Genomic DNA, 25,265 nt, shown 5'->3' with positions numbered 1-25,265 from the left:
AGCCAGTTCGGCATCTCGGATAACAGGCCTGCAACGAGAAAGTTGCGAACCTGATCAGCCCAGCGTGGAAATGCAGTACTCGGCCATGGCCGCGAGCACCGCTTCGTCTTCGCCGACCGGCCCGGCCACCTTGATCCGCAGGCCAGGATGCGCGCTGCGCAGCCGCTCGACAAGCGCCGGCAGGTCGCGCTGCAGGTGCCCGCCTCTACCCAGAAACACCGGCACCACCGTCACCTCATCGACGCCGCGCGCGGCCAGCGCCGCCACCTCGTCCGGCAGGCTTGGGCTCATCAGTTCGAGGTAGGCCAGCGACACGCTGCGATCGGGCAGGCGCGCCGCCGCCAGCGCGCGCAGGCGCTCGAACGGCGCGGCCCAACCGGGGGCGCGGGCGCCGTGCGCGAACAGGACCAGGGCGCGCGCCATCAGTGCCGCTCCACCCACCACAGCGCGCCCACCGTCAACGCCATGAACAGCAGGCTCGGCGCAATCGCGGTGAGGAAGGCCGGCCATGTGGACAGCAGGCCGATATGCGAGACCAGCGCGTTGATCAGGATGAACGACACCCCGATCATGATGCCGATGAAGATCTTGAGGCTGACGCCACCGCTGCGGGTGTGCAGGTAGGCAAACGGCAGCGCCAGCAGCATCAGCACGAAGATCGCCAGCGGGTCGATCAGCTTTTTCCAGAACGCGATCTTGAAGCGCTCGGTCTCCTGGCGGTTCTCGGCCAGGTGGCGCGTGTACACCGCCAGTTCGTTGGCCGACATCCGGTCCGGGTCCGAGCGCGACACCGACAGGATCTTGGGCGTGATCTCGGACTGCAGGTCGAGCGTGTCCAGGTGCTGCGTCGACACCGACGCCGTGTCCTGTCCAAAGCTGCTCTGGACCGTCATTCCGGGCGGCAGCGGCGCGCCCGGTTCCGGCAACTCGCGCGAGTTGTCAAAGCGCGTTTCCGTCACGTCGGCGAGCTGCCAGGTGTTATTGCCGCTGAAGGTGCCGGTCGCCGCGGTGATCAGCGAGCGCATCCGCATGTTCAGGTCGAATTCGTACAGGCGGATATCGACCAGCTTGCCGTCCGGCTGGATCTGGCGCACGTTGAAAAAGCGCGAGCCGATCGTGGGGCCCTTGACGCCCTCGGCATGCACGATGTCCTTGGTCCACATGCCCGACCGGAACTCGGCCGAAACCGTGCCGCCCTTGGCCGCCAGCCGCAGCCGCTCGGCCAGGGGGGCGGTGCGCGGGGTGATGACTTCGCCGAACAGGAAAGTGATCGCCACGAACACGACACCGGTCTTGAACAGCATGCCGGCCGCCATGCGCGTGGACATCGACGACGCGCGCATGATCGTGAACTCGGAGCTCTGCGCAAATTGCGCCATCGTGTAGATGGTGCCGATCAGCGCCGCCACCGGCATCACCTCGTACACGTGCCCCGGCACCTGCAGCAGCACATACAGGAAGGCGTGCTGGATCATGTAGGTGCCCTTGCCGACCGAAGGCAGCTCCTGCACCAGGTCCATGAAGGCGGTCAGGGCCAGGAAGGCCACCAGCACGAAGGCCACGGCCTGCGTGATGTTGATCGCGAAGTAACGTTGCAGAATCTTCATTATGCCCCCGCCTTGCCGCTCTTGCCCAGGTAGCGGCGGCGCTTGAGCGCATTCCACAGCATCAGCGGGTGGTAACGGTGGTTCACGTTCAGGCGCCAGGCGAACAGCGCCAGCGCGGCCAGCAGCGCGGCCAGGTGCAGCGGCCACCATGCCATGCCGAACTGCAGCTTGCCGGATTTGACGCTGGCTTCCACCACCTTGGTCAGGTTGCTGTAGGTGAAAAAGATCAGCAAGGCCAGGATCAGGTTGGCCGAGCTGCCCGCGCGCGGGTTGACGAAACCCAGCGGAATGGCCAGCAGCATCAGCACCACCACCATGATCGGCGCCGACAGCCGGTACAGCAATTCGGCCATCGTGTCCGGCCGGTGCGGGGCCGCCAGCAACGCCGGCGTGGACATTTCCTCGACCTTGAATCCACTACCCAGCACCGGCGCCTTGGTCGCCACCCGCATGCTGTAACGCTCGAATTCCATCGACTGGAAATCGGGCCGGCCTGGCGTGCCCTGGTAGCGCCGGCCGTTTTTCAACACCAGGAACTGGCCGCCCTTGCCATCCGATTCGATCACCCCCTGTTTGGCCACCACGATCGAATTGGCGTTGTTTTCGATGCTGTTGACGAAGACGTTTTGCACCACGGCCGAACCGGCGGCGCTGCCTTCGACGAAAAACACGCGGTTGGCCGATGCCGATTCGCGGAACTGGCCCGGCGCCACCCGCTTGAGGTCTTCGCGCTTCTGGAAACGCTCGGTATATTCGGTGCGCTTCTGGCTGGCCCACGGAGTGGCCACGAAGGACAGGCCGCCCACCAGCAGCACCAGCGGCAGGCCGAAGGTCAGGACCGGCCGCACCCAGCGCACCAGCGACTGGCCGGAGGCGAACCACACCACCATTTCGGAATCGCGGTAACTGCGCGTGATCGCCACCAGCACGGAAATAAAGCTGGTGAGAATGATCACAGTTGGCAGATAATTCAGGACTGAGAACGCGATCAGCGCCACGACATCGCTCGACGCCACCTGGCCCCCCGCGGCTTTGCTGAGGATGAACATCAGGTTCCAGGTGACGAAAATCGTGAACAGCACCGTGAAGGTTGCGCCGGCCGCACTGGCCATTTCACGTCGAAGGGCGCGTTGGAAAATCATTCGCTCGTTATAATTGCAGGTTAGGCGGTCGCGTCACGAAAAACACTTGGAGAACCAAATGGACTTTAGCATAAAAGCATTCGACACAAAAAACACCCTGGCCACTGCCAAAACCGGCGTCGTCGCGGTGGCGGTGTTCGAAAACAAAAAACTGTCGCAGGCTGCGAAAGCCCTCGATCAACAAGGTGAAATCGCGGCCGCGCTCAAGTCGGGCGACATCAGCGGCAAGCCCGGTTCCACCCTGCTGCTGCGCGGCGTGGCCGGCAATGCGGCGCAACGCGTGCTGCTGGTGGGCATGGGCGCCGACGAGACGGTCAGCGAAAAGAACTTCGCCACCGCCGTTGGCGCGACCATGAAAGCCTTCGGCAGCATCGGCGCGGCGGACGGCATTATCGCATTCCCGCTCACCTCCGTGAAAGGGCGCGACATCAATTGGGCGCTGCGCACGATCGTGCTGGCCGGTTTCGAGGCCGACTTCCGCACCGACGCGCAAAAGAGCAAGAAGGACCCGGCGCCCGCCGGCGTGCGCAAGCTCACCATCGCTGCCGACGCGGCACCGGCCCAGCTCAAGGCCGTGCTGGCCCAGTCGGTCGCGATCGGCAACGGCATGAACCTGACCAAGGAACTGGGCAACCTGTCGCCGAACGTCTGCACCCCGACCTACCTGGCCAACACCGCCCGCAAGATGGCTGGCGAGTTCGGCTTTGACGTCGAGATCCTGGAGCGCAAGCAGCTCGAGGCGCTGAAGATGGGCAGCCTGCTGTCGGTGGCCAAGGGCAGCGACGAGCCGCCCAAGTTCATCGTGCTCAAGCACAACGGCGGCAAGAAGAACGACGCCCCAGTGGTGCTGGTCGGCAAAGGCATTACCTTCGACACCGGCGGCATTTCGCTCAAGCCGGGTCCGAACATGGACGAAATGAAGTACGACATGTGCGGCGCCGGCTCGGTGCTGGGCACCTTCCGCGCGATCGGCGAGATGGGCCTGAAGCTGAACGTGGTCGGCATCGTCGCAGCGTGCGAGAACATGCCGTCGGGCCACGCGTCCAAGCCGGGCGACATCGTCACCTCGATGAGCGGCACCACCATCGAGATCCTGAACACCGACGCCGAAGGCCGCCTGATCCTGGCCGACGCCCTCACCTACGCCGAGCGCTTCAAGCCGGCCGCGGTGGTGGACATTGCGACCCTGACCGGCGCCTGCATCGTCTCGCTGGGCCACCACAAGTCGGGCCTGTTCACGCGCCACGACGACGCCCACGACGCGCTGGCGGACGAGCTGGTCAGCGCCGGCAAGCAGGCTGGCGACACCGCCTGGCGTCTGCCGATCGGCGAGGAGTACAACGAGCAGCTCAAGTCGAACTTTGCCGACCTGGCAAACATCGGCACCCCGGGCGGGGCGTCGATCACGGCAGCGTGCTTCCTGGAGAACTTCACCCGCAAGTACACCTGGGCGCACCTGGACATCGCCGGCACCGCCTGGAAGAGCGGCGCGCAGAAAGGCGCCACCGGCCGCCCGGTGCCGCTGTTGACCACCTTCCTGATCAACCGCGTTTGATCGAGCGCCAACCTCAAAACCGTCGTCCCGGCGCAGGCCGGGACCCATACTGAGCATCCCGCCTCGCGGCCTTGTTTGACTCAGCATGGGTCCCGGCTTTCGCCGGGACGACGTTGATTGGGGCTAGAAAACGCGGTTCCCGGGAGCTTCGACGGTGGCCGGATCCTTCACCGCCACCTGCTTGGGTATCACCACCGTCAGCACCGGCGGATAGGCAAACCCTGCCCCCGAATACGTATCCATCACATACCCCAACCCGCCCGTGGTGAGCACGGTGGTGATGAGGTCATGCGCATCGTAGCGCGCCTCGGCGTATTCGACCGCGCGCCCGACACCCTCGCGCCCGCAATCGATGGTCAGCGCCAGCGGATAGCGCGCCACCGTCACCCGGCCCGGCGCCACCACAAACCAGCGGCCCTTGGCATTGGACAGCGTGCAGCCGACACCGGCAATTTCGCGGTGATCCTGCACGGTGTGCACTTCGACGATCTGGTCGGTCGAATCTTCCGTGAGCGTGGCGCAACCGCCCAGCCCGGCGAGCGTCGCCGCTGCCACTATCTTGCCAATACGCGACATGTGAGGTACCCGAGAATGCATCCTGTTCTGTTAACGACAGGATACACGGGTTCATGAGGGCGCTTAACCGGCGCCGGGTTCACCGACCGGTGCAAAGCGGGGGACCTGGCGCCCGTCCACCTCGACCAGCTCAAAAAAGACGTGCTTCGGACGAATCCAGACCGTGCCATTGGCGGCGCGGTACACGATCATCGGCGTGTGGTCGGACTCCAGCAGCGCTTCGTGCAGCACCTCGTAGAGTCCGCCCTTGTAATGCCGATATTGCATCAGGCCTTTTCGGTGGCCAGTGCGCGCTGCCGGGTGCGCAGGTTCAGGATAACCTTGCGCGCGCCGGCCAGGCCGGCGCCTTCGTCCAGGGTGTTGATGGCGTCGAGGACTTCGTTCAGTACCCGCTCGCGCAGTGCGGCCTCTTCCGGACCAACCGGGGCCTTGGCAACAAATCTGGGCGCCTCCGCCGCCTGTGCGCCGTGCGACAGGGCGGCTTGCCAGATCATCCAGCGGCGCTGGGTCTCGTACACCAGGTATTCGTCGGGCTTGTCTTCGCGGCGGCGGACAATGTGGCCGTCGCGCTGGGCCCAGGCTTCAAATGCGCTACGCATGTCTTTCCTTTGCTAACTGGATACGGGAATTTTGCTCTACGGCAATAGTAGTGCAAAAGTTACCGTACTGCAACTTCTGTGTGCGAAAAAAGTACGATAAGCGATGCCAACCGGACACAGTTCAAACTGTTACACTTCGCTACAATTCACGCTCACTCAGGCGGCGCGTGTGGATTTTTTTACTATTTGAACATTAGCATTTAACCACATTGGTTGTCATTTTATAAAAATGTGTGCGAATTTGGAAGATTTTTGTGTTGCGCGAATGGTAGCCAGCGCTGATACTGCGCCCACTCCAAAACAACGCGCCGACCTATGAAAATCGCAACGTGGAATGTCAATTCGCTCAAGGTGCGCCTGCCGCACCTGCTGCAGTGGCTGGGCGAAAACCCGGTTGATGTGCTCTGCATTCAAGAGACCAAGCTGACCGACGATAAGTTCCCGGAGAAAGAAATTAACGAAGCCGGCTACCAGGTCGTATTTACGGGGCAAAAGACGTACAACGGCGTGGCGATCCTGTCGCGCCACCCGATCGCCGACGTGGTGCGCAACAACCCGCGCTTTCCGGACGAGCAGCAGCGCATCATCGCCGCCACCATCGAGGGCATGCGCGTCGTGTGTGCCTACGTGCCGAACGGCCAGAGCGTAGGCTCGGATAAATATGCCTACAAGCTCTCGTGGCTGGCGGCGCTGCGCGACTGGCTGGCGGAAGAAATGCAGGTCCACGAGCAGCTCGCGCTACTGGGGGACTACAACATCGCCCCGGAGGACCGCGACGTGCACGACCCCGTGGCCTGGGCCGAACAGGTGCACTGCTCGACCCCGGAACGCGCCGCGCTCAACGCGCTGGTCGGGCTTGGCCTGTGCGACTCGTTCCGGCTGTTCGAACAGCCCGACAAGTCGTACAGCTGGTGGGATTACCGGCAGCTCGCGTTCCGCCGCAATTGCGGCCTGCGCATCGACCACATCCTGCTCTCCCCGGCGCTGGCGAAGCGCTGCGTGGGCTGCGCGATCGATCGCGGCCCGCGCAAGTGGGAACAGCCGTCGGACCATGCGCCGGTAATCGCGACCCTGAACTGAGCTCAAGCCGATTTAACGTAGGGTGGGCAGATTTCTGCCCACCCTACAACCTCTAGCGCAACAACTCAGGGACCTGGTGCGCCTCGAGCGGTCGCGCGAACAGGAAGCCCTGCGCCAACTCGCAGCCGTGCTCGCGCAGCAGCTGCAGCTGGGCCTCGGTCTCCACGCCTTCGGCCACCACCGATAGTTGCAGGCTGTTCGCCAGCGCCATCACGGCCGCCACGATCGCGCGGTCCTCGGCGCTGGCTTCGAGCTCGCGCACGAAGGCGCGGTCCACCTTGATCTTGTGGACCGGGAAGCGCTTCAGGTAGGCCAGGCTCGAATAGCCGGTGCCGAAGTCGTCGATCGACAGGCGCACGCCCATCGCGTTGATCTGCTCAAGCACTTCGAGCGTGTGGCCACCCGACTGCATGAGCGTGGTCTCGGTGATTTCCAGCTCCAGCAGCGCCGGGTCGATCCCGGTCTCCTCGACGATCCGCCGCACCGTGCCGGCCAGCCCGCGCTGGGCGAACTGGCGCCCCGACAGGTTGACCGCGACCGGTACCGCCGGCAGCCCCTGGCGCTGCCACGCCACCGCCTGTTCGCAGGCGCTGCGCAGCACCCACTCGCCCACCGCGATGATCATGCCGCTCTCTTCCAGGATGGGAATGAACTCATCCGGCCCGACCAGGCCCAGTCCAGGCCTGCGCCAGCGCAGCAGCGCCTCCAGCGCATGCACGCGGCGCGTGCCGGCCTCGATGACGGGCTGGTAAAAGAGCTCGAACTGGTTCGCGGCCAGCGCGACGCGCAGGCTGCTCTCGAGCTCGAAGTGGCGCGCGGCCGACTCGTTCATGCGCTCGGTGAAGAACTGCCAGGTGTTGCGGCCTGCCCCTTTGGCGTGGTACATCGCCGCGTCGGCATTGCGCATCAGGGTCGCCACGTCCTGTCCATGATCGGGGTACAGGCAGATGCCGATCGACGGCGAAATGTGCAGGATCCGGCCCTCGTGCGGGATCGGGGCTGACAGCACCTCGATGATCTTTTCCGCCACCTGGGTGCAGTCGCGCGGGCCCTCGATCCCGGGGACCAGCACCACGAACTCGTCGCCGCCCAGCCGCGCCACCGTGTCGCTGGCGCGCACCGCGCGGCACAGGCGGTTGGCCACCTCCTTGAGCAGGTGGTCGCCGGCCAGGTGGCCGAGCGAATCGTTGATGGTCTTGAAGCGGTCCAGGTCGATGAACATCACCGCCAGCTTGCGGTCGTTGCGCTGGCTCGACAGCATCGCCCGGTCCAGCCGGTCCGACAGCAGCGAGCGGTTCGGCAGCCCGGTCAGGCTGTCGTGGTAGGCCATGTGGTGCACGCGCGCCTCGGCCTGGCGGCGCTCGACGATTTCAGCCTGCAAGAGCGCGTTGGCGCCCGCCAGTTCGGCGGTGCGTTCCAGCACGCGCAGCTCGAGTTCGTCGCGCGCGCGGGCCACCGCCTGCGCCGCCTCGCGCCGCGCGGTCACGTCGTCCACCAGCCACACGCTGCGCCCCTGCCGCTGGGCCAGGTCGAACAGCCGCCCCGACAGCCGCGCCCAGAAGCGCGTGCCGTCCGCCCGCACCACCTCGTGTTCGGCCATGTGCACGCGCCCGGCCAGGAAGTTGCGCGCGGTTTCGCGGCGCGCGGCCATCCAGCTCGCGCTGTCCGGATACAGCTCGGCGACGGGGATGCCGTTGATGCCGCCCGGCGGATAGCCGAACAGCTCCTCCATCTTGGCATTGCAGTGCAGCGTGCGGCCACGCTCGACCACCGCGATGCCCAGCACCGCGTTGTCCAGGATCGCCTGGTTCTCCAGCAGCGCGTTGCGCAGCGTCTCTTCGGCACGCTTGTTGCGCGTGCGGTCTTCGATGATCCAGATATTGCCCAGCGCCGGGTCGTCGCGCCGGACCGGGTGGCCGATCAGCTGCACCCACATCGGGCTGCCGTCGGCGCGCACCATCCAGGCCTCGGCCTGGAAGCTCTCGCCGCGCGCCAGCAGGTCGGCCGCGGCGTCGCCGATTTCGTGGTAGTGCTCGTCGCTGCCGTAGAGCGAGCGCACCGGCATGCCGAGCGCTTGTTCGGTGCCGAAGCCGAACATTTGCGCAAAGCCGCGGTTGTAACGCACGACGCGGCGATCCCGCGTAAACAAGATGCCGATGCCGGCGTTGTTCATGATCGCCCGGACCTCGATCTCGGCCGCGCGCGCCGCGCTGACATCCTCGACCATCCAGACGGTGCCGGCGGCGCGCCGCCCTGGCTCGACCGATTTGGCGCGCACCCTGCCCCAGAATGTCGAACCGTCGCGCCGGCGCAGGCGCTGCTCGGCCTTTTCGAACAGGCGCCCGTCGTGCAGCGCTGGCGCCGCCTCGGCCAGAAAGTCGTGGTAGTGCTCTTCGGAGGCGAACAGGCACGCGCCGCTGGTGTTGACCAGTTCCTCGGGGGCGTAGCCAAACATCTGGGCCATGCGCGGATTGCAGCGTTTGACCACGCCGGGCTGGGTGAACATGATGCCCATCGGCGCGTGCTCGAAGATGGCGGCGTGTTCGAGCAAGCCGGGATGCAGCATGCTCTCCCCTTCCTCGATCATGTTTGCCGGCTCGCGCGTTCCTCGATCCATGTCACCCGTTCTGTGCCGCAGCCTCTAGCCGGGCTGCTCGAATTGATCTGGATCATAAACCACAATCTCGCGTCCCGGGCAAAAAAACTGAACGGGGCGCCGGCGCTACCCATGCGGCATCAAATCACGTACATACCGACGTAATCGTTGACCGCCATGCGCTCGAGCGCTTCCTGATCCAGCGACGCGGCGAGGATCGCCTCCTGCTGCCGCGGCGGGAAGCGGCGCGCAAGGTTGGCGCGGAACTTCGCAAGCAGCAGCGGCAGGCCTTCGGCACGGCGCCGCGCGTGGCCCAGCGGGTACTCGACCAGCACCTCGTCAAAGCGCGTGCCGTCGCCAAATTCGACCGTGACGCCGTTCGGGATCGCGCGCCGCGCCGGGTCGTGGTACGCGGCAGTGAACGCCGGCTCCTCGACGCACGCGATCTTCGCGCGCAGCGCGTCGATGCGCGGGTCGGCGGCGACATCATCCTCGTAGTCGGCCGCCGTGAGCCTGCCGTGGATCAGCGGCAGCGCCACCATGTACTGGATGCAGTGGTCACGGTCGGCGGGATTGTCGAGTGGGCCGTGCTTGTCGATGATGCGCATGCAGGCCTCGTGGGTGCGAATGGTGATGTGGGCAATGTCGTCGCTGCGCTTGCCGGTCCTGGCCATCGCGGCGTAGATGGTCATCGCCGCCTCCACCGCCGTCTGGGCATGGAACTCGGCGGGGTACGAAATCTTGAAGAGCACGTTCTCCATCACGTACGAGCCGTACGGCCGCTGGAAGCGCAGCGGCTGGCCCTTGAACAACACATCGCAGAAGCCCCAGGTGCGGGCAGTGAGCGCGCTCGGGTAGCCCATCTCGCCCTTTTCGGCGATGAGGGCAAGGCGCACGCCGCGGCTGGTCGCGTCGCCCGCCGCCCACGACTTGCGCGAGCCGGTGTTGGGGGCCTGGCGGTAGGTGCGCAGCGCCTGGCCGTCGACCCAGGCCTGCGACACCGCCGCCAGCATCTCGTTGCGAGACAGTCCAAGCAGCTGCGCCACCACCGCGCAGGTGGCCACCTTGACCAGCACCACGTGGTCCAGGCCGACCTTGTTGAACGAATTTTCGAGCGCGATGCAGCCCTGGATCTCGTGCGCCTTGATCATGGCCGTCAGCACGGCGCGCATCGGGAGCGGCGGCTTGCCGTTGGCGGCCGCGCGCCGCGACAGCCAGTCCGCCACCGCGAGGATGCCGCCCAGGTTGTCCGACGGATGGCCCCATTCGGCAGCCAGCCAGGTGTCGTTGAAGTCGAGCCAGCGCACCATGGCGCCGATGTTGAAAGCCGCCTGCACCGGGTCCAGTTCGAACTGCGTGCCGGGCACGCGGGCGCCGTGCGGCACCACGGTGCCGTGCACGATCGGGCCGAGGAGCTTGGTGCAGGCCGGGTAGCCCAGCGCCTCCAGGCCGCAGCCGAGGGTATCGAGCAGGCAGTGGCGGGCGGTGTCGTACGCGAGCGGCGAAGTGATTTCATAGTCGCGCACATAGTCGACGATGTCGGCAATGACCTCGTCGTAGGGGTGGCCGATGTTGGCAGCTTCGGGCATGGCAAACCTCCACAAGCATGAACGCTGCCCATTCTACTCGCGCCGGTAGGGTGGGCAGCTTGACTGCCCACGCGTTCAAGCGGCTGGCGTGCACTCGCACGGCCAATCACGCCCGCATTGGACGCGTGGGCAGGAGACCTGCCCACCCTGCGATCTACCTCAGAACGCGTCGCCCGGAACGCGCACCCAGCCTTCCATCAGCACGCGCGCGCTGCGGCTCATGATCGCCTTGGTGACGCTCCACTCGCCGTTCGCCTGGTTCGCCTCGGCGCCAACACGCAGCGTGCCGGACGGGTGGCCGAAGCGCACCGCGTTGCGTTCGCCGCCGCCGGCAGCCAGGTTCACCAGCGTGCCGGGAATCGCGGCAGCAGTGCCGATCGCAACCGCCGCCGTGCCCATCATCGCATGGTGCAGCTTACCCATCGACATGGCGCGCACCAGCAGGTCGATATCGCCAGCCTTGACCGGCTTGCCGCTCGATGCCACATAGTCGGCCGGCTTGGCCACGAACGCGACCTTGGGCGTGTGCTGGCGCTTTGCGGCCTCGTCCACATGCTTGATCAGGCCCATGCGCACGGCGCCATGCGCGCGGATGGTCTCGAACATGGCAAGCGCCTTCGGGTCGCCGTTGATCGCTTCCTGCAGCTCCGTACCGGTGTAGCCGATCGCCTCGGCGTTCACAAAAATGGTCGGGATGCCGGCATTGATCATGGTCGCCTTGAGCGTGCCCACGCCCGGCACTTCCAGGTCATCGACCAGGTTCCCGGTCGGGAACATCGAACCGCCGGCGCCCTCTTCCTCGGCCGCCGGGTCCATGAACTCGAGCTGCACTTCGGCGGCCGGGAAGGTCACGCCATCGAGTTCGAAGTCGCCGGTTTCCTGCACCGCGCCGCCGGTCATCGGCACATGCGCGATGATGGTCTTGCCGATGTTGGCCTGCCAGATGCGCACCGTGGCCACGCCATCGGGCGGAATGTTGGCCAGGTCGACCAGGCCATTGGCGATCGCAAACGGGCCGACCGCCGCTGACAGGTTGCCGCAGTTGCCGCTCCAGTCCACGAACGGCTTGTCGATCGAGACCTGGCCGAACAGGTAGTCCACGTCATGGTCCGGCCGGGTGCTCTTCGAGACGATCACGGTCTTGCTGGTGCTCGAGGTGGCGCCGCCCATACCGTCGATCTGCTTGCCGTACGGGTCGGGGCTGCCGATCACGCGCATGAGCAGCTTGTCGCGCGCCTCGCCCGGCACCTGCGCGCGCTCCGGCAGGTCCTGCAGGCGGAAGAACACGCCCTTGCTGGTGCCGCCACGGATGTAGGTGGCGGGGATTTTGATTTGTGCTGCGTGTGCCATATTGTTAGCTCCAATCCGTCGTTCCGGCGAACGCCGGAACCCATGCTGAGCGCGGAGAATCGCTGACGCAAACTCTAACGCAAACTCAGCATGGGTCCCGGCTTGCGCCGGGACGACGGTACAGGTTGCGGGTTAAGCGGCGACCTTCGACGACGCAAGGAAGTCCTGCGCAAAGCGCTGCAGCACGCCGCCCGCTTCGTAGATCGACACTTCCTCGGCCGTATCGAGCCTGCAGGTCACCGGCACTTCGACGGTCTCGCCATTCTTGCGGTGGATGACCAGCGTGAGCGTTGCACGCGGCGTGCGCTCGCCGACCACGTCAAAGGTCTCGGTGCCGTCGATACCCAGAGTGATGCGGTTGGTGCCCGGCTTGAACTCCAGCGGCAGCACGCCCATGCCGACCAGGTTGGTGCGGTGGATGCGCTCGAAGCCCTCGGCCACGATCGCTTCCACGCCCGCCAGGCGCACGCCCTTGGCCGCCCAGTCGCGCGACGAGCCCTGGCCGTAGTCGGCGCCGGCAATGATGATCAGCGGCTGCTTGCGCTCCATGTAGGTCTCGATCGCTTCCCACATGCGCGTGACTTTGCCTTCCGGCTCGACGCGCGCCAGCGAACCCTTCTTGACCTGCCCGTCCACCACGGCCATTTCGTTGATGAGGGTCGGGTTGGCAAAGGTCGCGCGCTGCGCGGTCAGGTGGTCGCCGCGGTGCGTCGCGTACGAGTTGAAGTCTTCTTCCGGCAGGCCCATCTTGGCCAGGTACTCGCCCGCCGCGCTGCTGGCCAAAATGGCGTTGGACGGCGACAGGTGGTCGGTGGTGATGTTGTCGCCCAAAACCGCCAGCGGGCGCATGGCCTTGAGCGTGCGCTCGCCGGCCAGCGCGCCTTCCCAGTACGGCGGACGACGGATGTAGGTGCTCATGGGGCGCCAGTCGTACAGCGGGCTGACCTGCTCGACGCTCTCTTCCTGTTTGGCGAACATCGGCACGTACACCTTGCGGAACTGCTCGGGCTTGACGCTCTTCTCGATCACCGCGTCGATCTCCTCGTCCGTCGGCCAGATGTCGGCCAACGTGACCGGCTTGCCCTGTGCGTCCGTGCCCAGCACGTCCTTCTCGATGTCGAAGCGCACCGTGCCCGCAATCGCGTAGGCGATCACCAGCGGCGGCGAGGCCAGGAAGGCCTGCTTGGCGTACGGGTGGATGCGGCCGTCGAAGTTGCGGTTGCCCGACAGGACAGCGGTGGCGTACAGGTCACGCTCGATGATCTCCTGCTGGATCTTCGGATCGAGCGCGCCGCTCATGCCGTTGCAGGTGGTGCAGGCAAAGGCCACAACGCCAAAGCCCAGCTTTTCCAGCTCCGGCAGCAGCCCGGCTTCTTCCAGGTACAGCGACACCGCTTTGGATCCCGGCGCAAGCGAGCTCTTGACCCAGGGCTGGCGCACCAGGCCGCGCTGGTTGGCATTACGCGCCAGCAGGCCGGCGGCGATCATGTTGCGCGGGTTGTTGGTGTTGGTGCAGCTGGTGATAGCGGCGATGATGACGGCGCCGTCGGGCATCTGCCCCGGCTCGTGCGCCACGTTGCCGTTGGCGATACCGCGCGCGGCCAGCTCGCTGGTCGGCACGCGCTTGTGCGGGTTGGACGGGCCGGCGATGTTGCGCACCACGGTGGACAGGTCGAACTTGAGCACGCGCTCGTACTCGGTGTTTTTCAGCGTGTCGGCCCACAGGCCGGTTTCCTTGGCGTAGGTCTCGACCAGCGCCACCTGCTCGTCGTCGCGGCCAGTGAGCTTGAGGTACTTGATGGTCTGCTCGTCGATGTAGAACATCGCGGCGGTCGCGCCGAATTCCGGCGCCATGTTCGAGATGGTCGCGCGGTCGCCCAGCGTCAGGCTGTCTGCGCCCTCGCCGTAGAACTCCAGGTAGGCCGAGACGACCTTTTCCTTGCGCAGGAACTCGGTCAGCGCCAGCACCACGTCGGTGGCGGTGATGCCCGGCTGCCGCTTGCCCGACAGCTCGACGCCGACGATATCCGGCAGGCGCATGTACGAGGCACGGCCGAGCATCACGCTCTCCGCCTCCAGGCCGCCCACGCCGACCGCAATCACGCCCAGCGCGTCCACCATCGGGGTGTGCGAGTCGGTGCCGACCAGCGTGTCCGGGAACGCCACGCCATCCTTCACCTGGATCACGGGGCTCATGCGCTCCAGGTTAATCTGGTGCAGGATGCCGTTCCCCGGCGGGATCACGTCGACGTTCTTGAACGCCTTCTTGGTCCAGTTGATGAAATCGAAGCGGTCTTCGTTGCGGCGATCCTCGATCGCGCGGTTCTTGGCGAAGGCATCCGGGTCGAAGCCGCCGCACTCCACCGCCAGCGAGTGGTCCACCACCAGCTGCGTCGGCACCACCGGGTTGACCAGCGCCGGGTTGCCGCCTTCGGCAGCGATGGCGTCGCGCAGGCCGGCCAGGTCCACCAGCGCGGTCTGGCCCAGGATGTCGTGGCAGACCACGCGCGCCGGGAACCACGGGAAGTCGAGATCGCGCTTGCGCTCGATGAGCTGTTTGAGCGACGGCACCAGTGCCTGCGGCTCGCAGCGGCGCACCAGGTTCTCGGCCAGCACGCGCGACGTGTACGGCAGCTTGTCGTAGGCGCCCGGCTCGATCGCATCGACCGCAGCGCGCGCATCGAAGTAATGCAGGTTGGTACCGTGCAGGGGTTTGAGGTAGGAGCTATTCATTGTTCGAGTGATCCAGTATGAGTTGCCTGTGCTGTTTGCCGTAATAACGGCCCTCGTGCAGCAAGGCGTCGGGTTCGAGTCCGAATAATTTGAAACCGAAGGCTTCGTACAGGCGTTCCGCGCGCGCGTTCCCATCGGTGAGCGCGAGCGTGATTTGACGGATGGTGCCTAGCGAGCGCGCGAAGTCGACCAGGTGCGCGATCAGCAACCGGCCAACGCCGCGCGACTGCCGGCTGCTGTCCACGATCAGGCTGTTCAAACTGGCCGAATGGCGCAGCCGACTGCCCTCCTGCGTACGTAGCGCGATCGTTCCCACGAGTTCATCGCCATCGAAGGCGCCGAACCAGTAGTCGCCGGCCTTCGCCAGGCGCGCGGCGTGCCACGCTTCGTCCTGCCGCAACGCATCCTCGTAGGCCGGGCCATGCATCAGCTGGAAGTTGCGCAGGCTGGCCAGACGCAGCACGCGGTATCGCGTGGCGTCAGATGCGCCCAGCGGGCGCACCACGATTCCTTCGGCTCCGGGCGTCACTTGCGCTCGGCCAGCGGCACGAACTTCAGGTCTTCCGGACCGACGTAGTTCGCGCTCGGACGGATGATCTTGTTGTCGATGCGCTGCTCGATGATGTGCGCTGCCCAGCCGGAGGTGCGCGAGATCACGAACAGCGGCGTGAACATCGCGGTCGGCACGCCCATCATGTGGTACGACACGGCCGAGAACCAGTCCAGGTTCGGGAACATCTTCTTCACTTCCCACATCACCGACTCCAGGCGCTCGGCGATGTCGAACATCTTCATCGAGCCGGCCTGCTGCGACAGCGTGCGCGCCACTTCCTTGATGACCTTGTTGCGCGGGTCGGAAATCGTGTACACCGGATGGCCGAAGCCGATCACCACTTCCTTGTTCGCCACACGGTTGCGGATGTCGGCTTCCGCCTCGTCCGGGTTCTCGTAGCGCTTCTGGATGTCCAGCGCCACTTCGTTGGCGCCGCCGTGTTTCGGGCCGCGCAGCGCGCCGATCGCGCCGGTGATGGCCGAGTAGATGTCCGAGCCGGTGCCGGCGATCACGCGCGAGGTGAAGGTCGAGGCGTTGAACTCGTGTTCGGCGTACAGGATCAGCGAGGTGTGCATCGCCTTGACCCATTCATCCGACGGCTTTTCGCCGTGCAGCAGATGCAGGAAGTGGCCGCCGATCGAGTCGTCGTCGGTTTCCACGTCGATGCGCTTGCCGTTGTGGCTGAAGTGGTACCAGTACAGCAGCATCGAGCCGAACGATGCCATCAGGCGGTCGGCGATGTCGCGCGCGCCGGCGATGTTGTGGTCGTCCTTCTCGGGCAGCACGCAGCCCAGGGTGGACACGCCGGTGCGCATCACGTCCATCGGGTGGCTCGATGCCGGCAGCGCCTCGAGCGCGGCCTTGACGGCTTGCGGCAGGCCGCGCAGCGCCTTGAGCTTGAGCTTGTAGCCCTTCAGTTCGGCGGCGGTCGGCAGCTTGCCGTGCACGAGCAGGTAGGCGATTTCTTCGAATTCGCAGGTGTCGGCGACGTCGAGGATGTCGTAGCCGCGGTAGTGCAGGTCGTTACCCGAGCGGCCCACCGAGCACAGCGCGGTGTTGCCGGCAGCGACGCCGGACAGGGCAACGGATTTCTTGGGCTTGAAGGTTGGGGTTTCGGACGTGGTTTGGTTGGTCATTGCGGATCTCCTTAGTTATGTGTTGCGTAGGGTGGGCAGATTCTCTGCCCACGCGTTCAACGCCCGGCGCCGCTGTGGCAGCGCAAACCGGAGTTGGACGCGTGGGCAGGAGGACCTGCCCACCCTACGGCTTATTTCGATTTGGCTTGTGCAAACAGCGCATCGAGCTTCTGCTCGTAGCTGTGATAGTCGATGCGGTCGTACAGTTCGGCGCGAGTCTGCATGGTATCGACCACGTTCTTTTGCGTGCCGTCGCGGCGGATCGCGTTGTACACGTTCTCGGCCGCCTTGTTCATCGCGCGGAACGCCGACAGCGGGTACAGCACGATATCCACGTCCGCGCCCCTCAGTTCTTCGGTGGTGAACAGCGGGGTCGCGCCAAATTCGGTGATGTTGGCCAGGATCGGCACCTTCACCGCCTTCTTGAATTGCGCATACATCTCAAGGCTGGTGATCGCCTCGGGGAAGATCATGTCCGCGCCCGCCTCGACGCAGGCCACGGCGCGCTCCACGGCCGCGTCCAGCCCTTCGACGGCCAGCGCGTCGGTGCGCGCCATGATCACGAAGTTCTCGTCGGTGCGGGCGTCGGCGGCGGCCTTGATGCGGTCCACCATCTCCTGCTTGGTCACGATTTCCTTGTTCGGGCGGTGGCCGCAGCGCTTGGCGCCAACCTGGTCCTCGATGTGCACGGCGGCGGCGCCGAACTTGATCATCGAGCGCACGGTGCGCGCCACGTTGAAGGCCGAGGCGCCAAAGCCGGTGTCCACGTCCACCAGCAGCGGCAGGTCGCACACGTCGGTGATGCGGCGCACATCGGTCAGCACGTCGTCCAGGTTCGAGATGCCCAGGTCCGGCAGGCCGAGCGAACCGGCGGCAACCCCGCCACCGGACAGGTAGATGGCCTTGAAGCCGGCACGCTTGGCCAGCAGCGCATGGTTGGCGTTGATCGCGCCGATGACCTGCAGCGGCGATTCTTCCTGGACTGCGCGACGGAACAGCGCGCCTGGTGTTGGTTTCATGTGTAATCCCTTCAGCTGTTTCAAGGTATGGGTGATGGCCACAGTTATGCAAGGCCCATGCCAGCGGGCGCCGGCCTGCGGAAATGCGTTGATTTTCAACGGTTCAGGCAGGGAGCGGCGCGCGCCAGCAGCCGTGCCCCCGCTAAGCCGGCGTCGCACGCGTTTCATGCTGAAACATGACTGCAACGCACGGCGGAACACTCGGAATATTGCCGCGCACGATTGAGACCCCGGTTTGACACGACTTAATACATGAGCAACACTAAATTTCCAGGCCCATCCACTGAAAAATGGACTACCAGCGCGACATTCACAAGTTCTTCAAATCAAGTGCCCCGCACCGCCTCAGCTACCGCCCGGACATCGACGGCCTGCGCGCGGTGGCGGTTTGCCTTGTCGTGCTGTTCCATGCGTGGCCCAACTGGCTGCGGTCCGGCTTCATCGGCGTGGACGTGTTTTTCGTCATCTCGGGCTTCCTGATCACGTCCATCATCCTGGATGACCTGGAACGCGGCAGCTTCAGCATCCGCGAGTTCTATGTGCGCCGCATCCGGCGCATTTTTCCGGCTCTGATCACGGTGGTGGCCGCAACGCTGCTGTTCGGCTGGTACGTGCTGCTGCACCACGAGTTCGCCCAACTGGGCAAGCACATCACCGCCGCCGCCACCTTCTTGTCCAACCTCGTGCTGTGGAACGAGTCCGGGTATTTCGACAACGACCACGCCACCAAGCCGCTGCTGCATTTGTGGTCGTTGGGCGTGGAGGAGCAGTTCTATCTCGTCTGGCCGGTGATGCTGGCCCTGTGCTTCCGCAGGCGCGGCGGCATCCTGGCGTTCCTGACCCTCACCCTCGGTGCCTCGTTCCTGTACGGGCTGTACGCCACCTACAACGCGCCGGCCGAAGCCTACTATTCGCCGGTCACGCGCTTCTGGGAGCTGGCGTCCGGGGGCCTGGTGGCCTACCTGCTGTCCGGGCGCGAACAGCCGATGCCGGCGCGCGCGTTGCTGTCGGCGGGCGGCATCGTCCTGCTCGCACTCGGCTGCGTGTTCATCGACGGGCAGACCGCCTTTCCCGGCGCATGGGCGCTGCTGCCGGTCGCCGGCACCAGCGCGCTGATCATGGCCGGCAACGAGGGCTGGATCAACCGCCGCCTGCTCGGCAATCCGTTGATGGCCAGGATCGGCCTGGTCAGCTACCCGTTCTACCTCTGGCACTGGCCCCTGCTTTCGTTCGGCTACATCATCGAAGGCGAAAAGCCGTCGGCACAGGCAAAGGCCATGCTCGTGCTCGCGTCCTTCCTGCTGGCCGTGCTCACCTGGCGCCTGATCGAGCGGCCGATCCAGAAAAGCCCGAAACGCGTGCGCGCGATCCAGGCGCTGGTGACGGCGATGGTTTGCTTTGGCCTGGCCGGCGCGCTGGCAAACAGCGGTCTGCTGCGCGAGCGCATTCCCGGCAACGGCACGGACAAGTACCTGCGCGCGCTGAACGACCTGGGTTTCCCGCAACCGGCCATGAAATCGCTGCGGTATCACGGCTCGCTGTTCCACACGCTGGCAGGGAACGGTCACGGCACCACGGTGCTGGTGGGCGACTCGGTGATGGAGCAATATGCGCCGCTGGTGGCGGAAGGATTGCGAACCTCGCGCTTTGACCGCAAGTCCGTCATTTTTGCCACGGCCGGCGGCTGCCCGCCGATCCGGGGCGCGGTGCGCCTGCCCAAGATCCGTTTCCCGACTTGCACGCAGACGGTGATCGACGCCTACGACCTGGCGGCCTCGCCAGAGGTGGACACCGTGGTCATCGCCGCCGCCTGGTACGGCTATTTCACGCCTTACCAGGATGAAGTCGAGATGCCGGTGGGCGACAAGCTCGAACAATTCCCGTCCGCGCCCGCGCACGAGGCGGCATACGCGTCGATGCTGCAGGCGATCCGCATGCTGCGCGAAAAAGGCAAGCGCGTGTACCTGGTGCTGCAGCCACCCACCGGCGACAAATTCGATCCGCGCTCGATGATCACCGGCTCGCGTTTCAACGAAATGATGCCGCGTACCGACATGCCGCCCTTCCTGGTCAGCGAGTTCCGGCAAGTGAATGCCGAGCCGATCGCACGGCTGAAGGGGATCGCAAGTCAGACCGGCACGATCGTCGTGGATCCAGTGGACTACCTGTGCAAGGACGGCACCTGCCCCGTGCTGAGCCAGTCCGGCGAGCCGATCTACACAGACCCAGTGCACATGCGGCCGTACTTCGTGCGCACCGTGCGCTACCTCGACGCCGCGCTCTCCAGCCCGGTGCGCCAGGCGCAGGCGCGCTGAAAACAAAAGCGCAATCGCTCGTCCAACAAACGTATTGGCGAACGACGAGGGCGAGCGAACGAATGTCCGTCAGAGACGATCGATGCCAGAGGCCATTCACTTGCTAACCTAAAACGTGCTACGGGACAGGCCCTTACTACCGGACATCTGATACCCGACGTCAGGGCTGAGCGCACGGGAGCGCACCCCGCCTTCATTGTTCGTCTCCCCCAAGGTTCGCAGGCCGTAAAATGCGGGTTTGAACTTTCTCCCTCAGCGTCCGGAATGGAAACTATCGACCAGCGTTACCTCGTCCAGCAAAACAAACTTGGCGAAGACGGCAAGAAACCGCCCGTCTTCGCCAAGGTAATGCGCAGCAAGGAAGGCAAATTCGAAGGTGTGTCCTTTATCAAAAACAAGGAAAAAGCGACCGTGATGACGGTCGCCGAAGCCCAGGAAGTCATCCTCTGGGCTGCAAAGAAGAAAAGCAACGCGCACGAGTATGCGACCAAGATCATTTGCGTCGGCCAATAGTCGGAGCCCGGTTTCCGACGTTTGGCGAGGTGCGTCGTGACGATAGCAATTGATCCAGGCGAGGTCGAGTTCAGCGCCATCCGCGCGCAAGGCCCGGGCGGACAGAACGTCAATAAGGTCTCGTGCGCGGTGCAAGCCCGTTTCGATATCGCCGCGTCCTCACTGCCGCCGCCAGTCAAGGCGCGCCTGCTGGAACTGCGCGACGCGCGCATCACGCAAGGCGGCGTGGTGGTGATCAAGGCGCAGAAGTCGCGCAGCCTGGAGCAAAACAAGGAAGACGCGCTGCGACGCCTGCAGGCGCTCGTCGACACGGCGGCCGAGGTGCCGCTCGTGCGTCGGCCGACCCGGCCCACGCGTGCGTCGCAGCGGCGTCGGCTCGACGCGAAAACGCGCAGCGGTCAGGTCAAAGCGCTGCGCGGCAAGGTTAACGAATAATATTCTCGGGCAATTCATGAAGAGTAGTTCAAACAGCGGTCTGGTCTATTCCACGGATGGCGGGCGCATGTGTCCCGAATGCCGCCGGCCCATGGTGGAGTGCATGTGCAAGGCGAGGACCGCGGCCACAGGCGATGGCGTGGTGCGCGTGACGCGCCAGACCAAGGGGCGAGGCGGCAAGACAGTAACGCTCGTCAAAGGGCTCGCGCTCGATCCCACCGCATTGGCTCTGCTACGCAAGCAGTTGTGCACGGCATGCGGTTCGGGCGGAACCGTGAAGGATGGTGTGATTGAAGTGCAGGGCGACCACTGCGATCTGGTCATGGAGACGCTCAGACGGCACGGCCATCATCCGAAGCGTGCAGGTGGCTAAAGCTCTACAAGGCCGAATGTCTGCGATCGGCCAGAAGCGCACTTACACAAGCAAGGCACAGTAGCAAGCTCGTATTGCTATGCATTCTGAAGCACGGCGCTCCCGGTTGCAGTGCCCTCCTTCTACAAGGCCAACAACGAGTCCGGAAACGACCTGATTGAGGCCACTTGTAACATCAAAGCCGCAAAAGCAAAAAGCCCCGCTTGCGCGGGGCCTGGCTTTGGAGGAAGCCGAAACTTAGTGGGCGCTGGCGGCCGCGGCGCCGATGCCGGTCTCCGAACGCATTTCCTGCGCTTCGTAGCCGGCGCGGTCCACACGCGCACGCTCGCTCTTGTCGGTGATCGAGAACAGCCAGATGCCGACGAAACCGACGATCATCGAGAACAGAGCCGGCGAGGTGTACGGGAAGATCGGGGCTGCGTGGCCCAGCACGTCCACCCACACCGACTTGGACACGACCGTCAGGCCAACCGCGGTGCTCAAGCCCAGGAAGCCGCCGATGGTGGCGCCACGGGTGGTGCAGTCCTTCCACAGCACCGACATGAACAGCACCGGGAAGTTGGCCGAGGCCGCAATCGCAAAGGCCAGCGACACCATGAACGCGATGTTCTGCTTCTCGAACGCGATGCCCAGGCCAACGGCGATGATGCCCAGCGTAATGGTGGTCAGTTTCGAGACCCTGAGCTCATCGGCGTTGGTTGCCTTGCCCTTCTTGATGACGGTTGCGTACAGGTCGTGCGAGACGGCGGTGGCGCCGGACAGGGTCAGGCCAGCGACGACGGCCAGGATGGTCGCGAACGCCACGGCCGACATGAAGCCGAGGAACGCGTTGCCGCCCACGGCGTTGGCCAGGTGCACCGCAGCCATGTTGTTACCGCCCAGCAGCTTACCGGCAGCATCCTTGAAGTCCGGGTTGGTGCCAACCAGCACGATCGCGCCGAAGCCGATGATGAAGGTCAGGATGTAGAAGTAGCCGATCCAGGTGGTTGCCCACAGCACCGACTTGCGCGCTTCCTTGGCGCTCGGCACGGTGAAGAAACGCATCAGGATGTGCGGCAGGCCGGCGGTGCCGAACATGAGCGCCATGCCGAACGAGATCGCCGAGATCGGGTCCTTGATGAAGGTGCCCGGGCCCATGATCGCGGAACCCTTCTTGTGCACTTCGACGGCCTTGGAGAACAGTGCCTCCGGGCTGAAGCCGTAGTTGGCCAGCACCATCAGGGCCATGAACGAGGCGCCGCCCAGCAGCAGCACGGCCTTGATGATCTGCACCCAGGTGGTGGCGGTCATGCCGCCGAACAGCACGTACACCATCATCAGCGTGCCAACCAGCACGACGGCGATCCAGTAGTCCAGGCCGAACAGCAGCTTGATCAGCTGGCCGGCGCCGACCATCTGCGCGATCAGGTAGAACGCCACCACGACCAGCGTGCCGCAAGCCGAGAACACGCGGATCGGGGTCTGCTTGAATCGGTACGCCGCCACGTCGGCGAAGGTGTAGCGGCCCAGGTTGCGCAGGCGCTCGGCCATCAGGAAGGTGATGACCGGCCAGCCGACCAGAAAGCCGATCGCGTAGATCAGGCCGTCGTAGCCGTCCGCGAACACGGCGGCGGAAATGCCCAGGAACGAGGCGGCCGACATGTAGTCGCCCGCGATTGCCAGGCCGTTCTGGAAGCCCGTGATGCCGCCGCCGGCGGTGTAGAAGTCGGCCGCGGAGCGGGTGCGCTTGGCGGCCCACTTGGTAATGAACAGGGTCAGGATCACGAAACCGGCGAACAGCGTGATCGCGGTCCAGTTGGTGGCCTGCTTTTGCGCCTGGCCCAGGTCGGGCGAGGCGAAGGCAACACCGGCGGCGCCCAGCAGCGCGAGCGCGGCCAGGCCGCGTTTGAGGACGGCGGCGTTCATGCTTTCACCTTTGCGCGAATGGCGGCAGTCAGCTCGTCGTACTCATTGTTGGCACGGCGCACGTAAATACCGGTGATGATGACAGTGAACAGGATGACGAACAGGCCAGCCGGGATGCCCCAGGTCATGACTCCTTCACCGATCTTGCCGCCCATCAGCTCCTTGTTGAATGCGATCAGCAGGATGTAGCCGTAGTAAACGGCCATCATGCCCCAAGTGAGGGTCCAGCCGAAGCGCGAGCGCTTGCTCACCAGCTTCTGGTAGTTCGGGTCGCCCTTGATGGTTTGCACCAGGTTTTCCACTTATGTCTCCTATTCATTATCTTTATTTCTGCCAGTTGGCGAATGAATCCTACGGAGGACTTCTTACCCCTCGCTTACGCTCGCTTACGGCAGGCTTACGTAAACTAAACGTTCTCCGGCGTTTCACTGAAACACTCGCGCTGAAAAATGAACTACACTTGAAACATGACCACCTCGCTCCGCTCCCCCACCGACGCTACCGACAAGCCGGTCATCTGGACCGTCTCGGTATCCCGGCTGGCTGACCTGTTCCGCGACATCACGCTCGAATTCGACCACCTGGCCACGATCGAGCCAATCGCGCTTGGCTTCGACGAGGCCGCGCGCCACATCCGCGAGCGCATGGCCACCGAGCGCTGCGACGTGGTCATCGCCGCCGGGTCGAACGCGGCCTACCTGAAAGGCCGGGTGTCGGTGCCGGTGGTGGCGGCCAAGGCCAGCGGCTTCGACGTGATGCAAGCGCTCACGCGCGCGCGCCGCGTGTCCGACAAGATCGCCGTCATCACCTACCAGGAAATGCCGCAGCTGGCCGAATTCGCGGCCACCTTCGGGCTGTCGATCGCGCAGCGCACCTACACCACCGACGAGGATGCGCGCGCCAGCATCAGCGAGCTGAAGGCGGCCGGCGTGAAGGTGATCGTGGGCGCCGGCCTGATCACCGACCTGGCCGAGGAAGCCGGGCTGACCGCCGTGTTCATGTACTCGGCCGCATCGATCCGCCAGGCCTTCGAGGATGCGCTGGAGATGGCGCGCCTGACGCAGCTGGAAGCGTCGCGCCGCCAGAAGGCGCAGGTGCCCGAGACGCTGCGCGCGCGCCGCGGCCTGGCCGACCTGCGCGGCGAATCGGCCGCAATGGAACGGCTGCGCCAGTCGGTGGTGCTGTACGCGCGCTCGCCGGCCACCGTGCTGATCCAGGGAGAGACAGGCAGCGGCAAGGAACTGGTGGCGCAGGCGATCCACCGCGAGGCGCCGCGCAGCCTGGGCGCCAACCGGCCTTTCGTGGCGGTCAACTGCGGCGCGATCGCGGAGTCGCTGCTCGAATCGGAACTGTTCGGGCACGAGGAAGGCGCCTTCACCGGCGCGCGCCGCGGCGGCCATGCCGGGCTGTTCGAGGCGGCCAACAAGGGCACCCTGTTCCTGGACGAGATCGGCGAGATGCCGCTGGCGCTGCAGACGCGCCTGTTGCGGGTGCTGGAAGAGCGCGAGGTGATGCGGGTCGGCGGCACGCGCCCGGTGCCGATCGACGTGCGCGTCATCAGCGCCACCCACTGCGACCTGGAAGCGCGCGTGCGCGAAGGACGCTTTCGCGCCGACCTGTTCTACCGGCTGGCTGTGCTGCGGCTGTCACTGCCGCCGCTGCGCGAACGGACCGGCGACATCGTCGGACTGGCCGAGTGGTCGCTCAAGAACGCGCTGGCCTCGCTGGGCACGCGGCCGCACCCGAACCTGCGGGCCGAGCTGAACGCGTGTGCGCCGCTGCTGGAGCACTACCGCTGGCCAGGCAACGTACGCGAACTGCGCAACCTGATGGAACGGCTGGCGCTGTTCCTGGCGGCCGAGCCGCTGCAGGCGCTCACGCCGAGCTTCTTGCTGTCGATCGCGCCCGAGCTGGCCCGGGCCGAGGCGCCGGCGAGCGGGCCGATCACGGTGTCGCCGGCCCTGGACCACGAGACCGCGGCCGAGGTGCTGGCGCGCTTTGGCGGCCAGCGCGAGGCCGCCGCGCGCTATCTTGGCATCAGCCGCACCACGCTGTGGCGGCGGTTGCGGGATGGGACTTAGACCGCCAACATCAGCCTGTCACCACCATCCTTCGCACGTCGTCCCGGCGAAAGCCGGGACCCATAGACCGCCTGCCGACACCGGCGCGGCAGCGTCACCCGCTCACTC

Annotated in this window: 22 protein-coding genes; 7 read left to right on the top strand and 15 right to left on the bottom strand. The window is 65.3% G+C overall.

Annotation, left to right across the window (positions count from 1 at the left end):
- Positions 1-54: 54 nt before the first annotated feature.
- From NX773_RS11120 to lptF, 3 genes are read right to left on the bottom strand one after another with little or no spacing between them, the layout of a single operon-like run.
- Entirely contained in the window at positions 55-423 is a 369-nt protein-coding gene (locus NX773_RS11120) for a sirohydrochlorin chelatase (RefSeq protein ID WP_258856388.1), read from the bottom strand.
- Positions 423-1,607, bottom strand: coding sequence for an LPS export ABC transporter permease LptG (gene lptG / locus NX773_RS11115; protein ID WP_258856387.1), 1,185 nt, complete (start codon positions 1,605-1,607; stop codon positions 423-425). The genes NX773_RS11120 and lptG overlap by 1 nt, the downstream gene beginning before the upstream one ends.
- Positions 1,607-2,749, bottom strand: coding sequence for an LPS export ABC transporter permease LptF (gene lptF, locus NX773_RS11110; RefSeq protein WP_258856386.1), 1,143 nt, complete (start codon positions 2,747-2,749; stop codon positions 1,607-1,609). The genes lptG and lptF overlap by 1 nt, the downstream gene beginning before the upstream one ends.
- A 58-nt stretch (positions 2,750-2,807) precedes the next feature.
- On the opposite strand from lptF, the gene NX773_RS11105 reads away from it, so the two are divergent.
- Positions 2,808-4,304, top strand: a complete 1,497-nt coding sequence (locus NX773_RS11105; RefSeq protein WP_258856385.1) for a leucyl aminopeptidase — start codon at positions 2,808-2,810, stop codon at positions 4,302-4,304.
- Between the two features lie 123 nt (positions 4,305-4,427).
- On the opposite strand, the gene NX773_RS11100 is transcribed toward NX773_RS11105, so the two are convergent.
- The 3 genes from NX773_RS11100 to NX773_RS11090 all read right to left on the bottom strand — a co-directional run bounded on the left by NX773_RS11100 (position 4,428) and on the right by NX773_RS11090 (position 5,479).
- On the bottom strand, positions 4,428-4,880 hold the full coding sequence (locus NX773_RS11100; RefSeq protein ID WP_258856384.1) for a hypothetical protein: 453 nt from the start codon (positions 4,878-4,880) through the stop codon (positions 4,428-4,430).
- A 63-nt stretch (positions 4,881-4,943) separates the two neighbouring features.
- Entirely contained in the window at positions 4,944-5,150 is a 207-nt protein-coding gene (locus NX773_RS11095) for a DUF1653 domain-containing protein (RefSeq protein WP_370660429.1), read from the bottom strand.
- Entirely contained in the window at positions 5,147-5,479 is a 333-nt protein-coding gene (locus NX773_RS11090; protein ID WP_258856383.1) for a phiTE_015 family protein, read from the bottom strand. The genes NX773_RS11095 and NX773_RS11090 overlap by 4 nt, the downstream gene beginning before the upstream one ends.
- A gap of 315 nt (positions 5,480-5,794) precedes the next feature.
- Between NX773_RS11090 and xth the strand changes: the two genes are divergently transcribed.
- Positions 5,795-6,559, top strand: a complete 765-nt coding sequence (gene xth, locus NX773_RS11085; RefSeq protein ID WP_258856382.1) for an exodeoxyribonuclease III — start codon at positions 5,795-5,797, stop codon at positions 6,557-6,559.
- A gap of 52 nt (positions 6,560-6,611) precedes the next feature.
- Here xth and NX773_RS11080 read toward each other — a convergent pair whose 3' ends face one another.
- From NX773_RS11080 to prpB, 7 genes are all read right to left on the bottom strand, one after another.
- A complete protein-coding gene (locus tag NX773_RS11080; RefSeq protein ID WP_258856381.1) occupies positions 6,612-9,176 on the bottom strand; it encodes a sensor domain-containing protein in 2,565 nt (854 codons plus the stop codon).
- Positions 9,177-9,295: 119 nt separating this feature from the next.
- The gene (locus NX773_RS11075; RefSeq protein ID WP_258856380.1) at positions 9,296-10,744 is read right to left on the bottom strand and encodes a bifunctional 2-methylcitrate dehydratase/aconitate hydratase; all 1,449 of its coding nucleotides are present in this window, start codon (positions 10,742-10,744) and stop codon (positions 9,296-9,298) included.
- 159 nt (positions 10,745-10,903) lie between these two features.
- The gene (gene prpF, locus NX773_RS11070) at positions 10,904-12,094 is read right to left on the bottom strand and encodes a 2-methylaconitate cis-trans isomerase PrpF (RefSeq protein ID WP_258856379.1); all 1,191 of its coding nucleotides are present in this window, start codon (positions 12,092-12,094) and stop codon (positions 10,904-10,906) included.
- Between the two features lie 132 nt (positions 12,095-12,226).
- A complete protein-coding gene (gene acnD / locus NX773_RS11065; RefSeq protein ID WP_258856378.1) occupies positions 12,227-14,827 on the bottom strand; it encodes a Fe/S-dependent 2-methylisocitrate dehydratase AcnD in 2,601 nt (866 codons plus the stop codon).
- The gene (locus NX773_RS11060; RefSeq protein ID WP_258856377.1) at positions 14,820-15,356 is read right to left on the bottom strand and encodes a GNAT family N-acetyltransferase; all 537 of its coding nucleotides are present in this window, start codon (positions 15,354-15,356) and stop codon (positions 14,820-14,822) included. The genes acnD and NX773_RS11060 overlap by 8 nt, the downstream gene beginning before the upstream one ends.
- The gene (gene prpC, locus NX773_RS11055; protein WP_258822257.1) at positions 15,353-16,516 is read right to left on the bottom strand and encodes a bifunctional 2-methylcitrate synthase/citrate synthase; all 1,164 of its coding nucleotides are present in this window, start codon (positions 16,514-16,516) and stop codon (positions 15,353-15,355) included. Before prpC ends, NX773_RS11060 begins: the two co-directional genes overlap by 4 nt.
- A 131-nt stretch (positions 16,517-16,647) precedes the next feature.
- Complete coding sequence (gene prpB / locus NX773_RS11050; RefSeq protein ID WP_258856376.1) at positions 16,648-17,535, bottom strand: methylisocitrate lyase; 888 nt, start codon at positions 17,533-17,535, stop codon at positions 16,648-16,650.
- 290 nt (positions 17,536-17,825) lie between these two features.
- Here prpB and NX773_RS11045 point away from each other — a divergent pair, with 290 nt between their 5' ends.
- From NX773_RS11045 to NX773_RS11030, 4 genes are all read left to right on the top strand, one after another.
- The gene (locus NX773_RS11045; RefSeq protein WP_258856375.1) at positions 17,826-19,850 is read left to right on the top strand and encodes an acyltransferase family protein; all 2,025 of its coding nucleotides are present in this window, start codon (positions 17,826-17,828) and stop codon (positions 19,848-19,850) included.
- Between the two features lie 264 nt (positions 19,851-20,114).
- On the top strand, positions 20,115-20,363 hold the full coding sequence (locus tag NX773_RS11040) for a hypothetical protein (RefSeq protein ID WP_258856374.1): 249 nt from the start codon (positions 20,115-20,117) through the stop codon (positions 20,361-20,363).
- A 36-nt stretch (positions 20,364-20,399) separates the two neighbouring features.
- A complete protein-coding gene (gene arfB, locus NX773_RS11035) occupies positions 20,400-20,798 on the top strand; it encodes an alternative ribosome rescue aminoacyl-tRNA hydrolase ArfB (RefSeq protein WP_258856373.1) in 399 nt (132 codons plus the stop codon).
- Between the two features lie 16 nt (positions 20,799-20,814).
- A complete protein-coding gene (locus NX773_RS11030) occupies positions 20,815-21,171 on the top strand; it encodes a translation initiation factor Sui1 (RefSeq protein WP_258856372.1) in 357 nt (118 codons plus the stop codon).
- 237 nt (positions 21,172-21,408) lie between these two features.
- On the opposite strand, the gene NX773_RS11025 is transcribed toward NX773_RS11030, so the two are convergent.
- Positions 21,409-23,076 carry a cation acetate symporter gene (locus NX773_RS11025; RefSeq protein WP_258856371.1) on the bottom strand — a complete coding sequence of 556 codons (1,668 nt, stop codon included), beginning with the start codon at positions 23,074-23,076 and terminating at the stop codon, positions 21,409-21,411.
- Positions 23,073-23,378 carry a DUF485 domain-containing protein gene (locus NX773_RS11020; protein ID WP_258856370.1) on the bottom strand — a complete coding sequence of 102 codons (306 nt, stop codon included), beginning with the start codon at positions 23,376-23,378 and terminating at the stop codon, positions 23,073-23,075. Before NX773_RS11020 ends, NX773_RS11025 begins: the two co-directional genes overlap by 4 nt.
- A 165-nt stretch (positions 23,379-23,543) precedes the next feature.
- Between NX773_RS11020 and prpR the strand changes: the two genes are divergently transcribed.
- Positions 23,544-25,157, top strand: coding sequence for a propionate catabolism operon regulatory protein PrpR (prpR, locus tag NX773_RS11015; protein WP_258856369.1), 1,614 nt, complete (start codon positions 23,544-23,546; stop codon positions 25,155-25,157).
- The last annotated feature ends 108 nt before the right edge of the window (positions 25,158-25,265 follow it).

The sequence above is a fragment of the Massilia solisilvae genome, assembly GCF_024753215.1.
GTDB lineage: Bacteria > Pseudomonadota > Gammaproteobacteria > Burkholderiales > Burkholderiaceae_D > Telluria > Telluria solisilvae.
This window is presented reverse-complemented; position numbering and strand designations above follow the sequence as displayed.

Excerpts from the sequence above, each read along its gene's own strand:
- NX773_RS11025 (WP_258856371.1), bottom strand. The coding sequence starts at position 23,076 with ATGAACGCCGCCGTCCTCAAACGCGGCCTGGCCGCGCTCGCGCTGCTG.
- prpF (WP_258856379.1), bottom strand. The coding sequence starts at position 12,094 with ATGGCACACGCAGCACAAATCAAAATCCCCGCCACCTACATCCGTGGC.
- NX773_RS11090 (WP_258856383.1), bottom strand. The coding sequence starts at position 5,479 with ATGCGTAGCGCATTTGAAGCCTGGGCCCAGCGCGACGGCCACATTGTC.
- NX773_RS11030 (WP_258856372.1), top strand. The coding sequence starts at position 20,815 with ATGAAGAGTAGTTCAAACAGCGGTCTGGTCTATTCCACGGATGGCGGG.
- lptG (WP_258856387.1), bottom strand. The coding sequence starts at position 1,607 with ATGAAGATTCTGCAACGTTACTTCGCGATCAACATCACGCAGGCCGTG.
- NX773_RS11080 (WP_258856381.1), bottom strand. The coding sequence starts at position 9,176 with ATGGATCGAGGAACGCGCGAGCCGGCAAACATGATCGAGGAAGGGGAG.
- prpC (WP_258822257.1), bottom strand. The coding sequence starts at position 16,516 with ATGACCAACCAAACCACGTCCGAAACCCCAACCTTCAAGCCCAAGAAA.
- NX773_RS11075 (WP_258856380.1), bottom strand. The coding sequence starts at position 10,744 with ATGCCCGAAGCTGCCAACATCGGCCACCCCTACGACGAGGTCATTGCC.
- NX773_RS11040 (WP_258856374.1), top strand. The coding sequence starts at position 20,115 with ATGGAAACTATCGACCAGCGTTACCTCGTCCAGCAAAACAAACTTGGC.
- NX773_RS11120 (WP_258856388.1), bottom strand. The coding sequence starts at position 423 with ATGGCGCGCGCCCTGGTCCTGTTCGCGCACGGCGCCCGCGCCCCCGGT.
- NX773_RS11100 (WP_258856384.1), bottom strand. The coding sequence starts at position 4,880 with ATGTCGCGTATTGGCAAGATAGTGGCAGCGGCGACGCTCGCCGGGCTG.
- prpR (WP_258856369.1), top strand. The coding sequence starts at position 23,544 with ATGACCACCTCGCTCCGCTCCCCCACCGACGCTACCGACAAGCCGGTC.
- NX773_RS11105 (WP_258856385.1), top strand. The coding sequence starts at position 2,808 with ATGGACTTTAGCATAAAAGCATTCGACACAAAAAACACCCTGGCCACT.
- NX773_RS11045 (WP_258856375.1), top strand. The coding sequence starts at position 17,826 with ATGGACTACCAGCGCGACATTCACAAGTTCTTCAAATCAAGTGCCCCG.
- xth (WP_258856382.1), top strand. The coding sequence starts at position 5,795 with ATGAAAATCGCAACGTGGAATGTCAATTCGCTCAAGGTGCGCCTGCCG.
- acnD (WP_258856378.1), bottom strand. The coding sequence starts at position 14,827 with ATGAATAGCTCCTACCTCAAACCCCTGCACGGTACCAACCTGCATTAC.
- lptF (WP_258856386.1), bottom strand. The coding sequence starts at position 2,749 with ATGATTTTCCAACGCGCCCTTCGACGTGAAATGGCCAGTGCGGCCGGC.
- prpB (WP_258856376.1), bottom strand. The coding sequence starts at position 17,535 with ATGAAACCAACACCAGGCGCGCTGTTCCGTCGCGCAGTCCAGGAAGAA.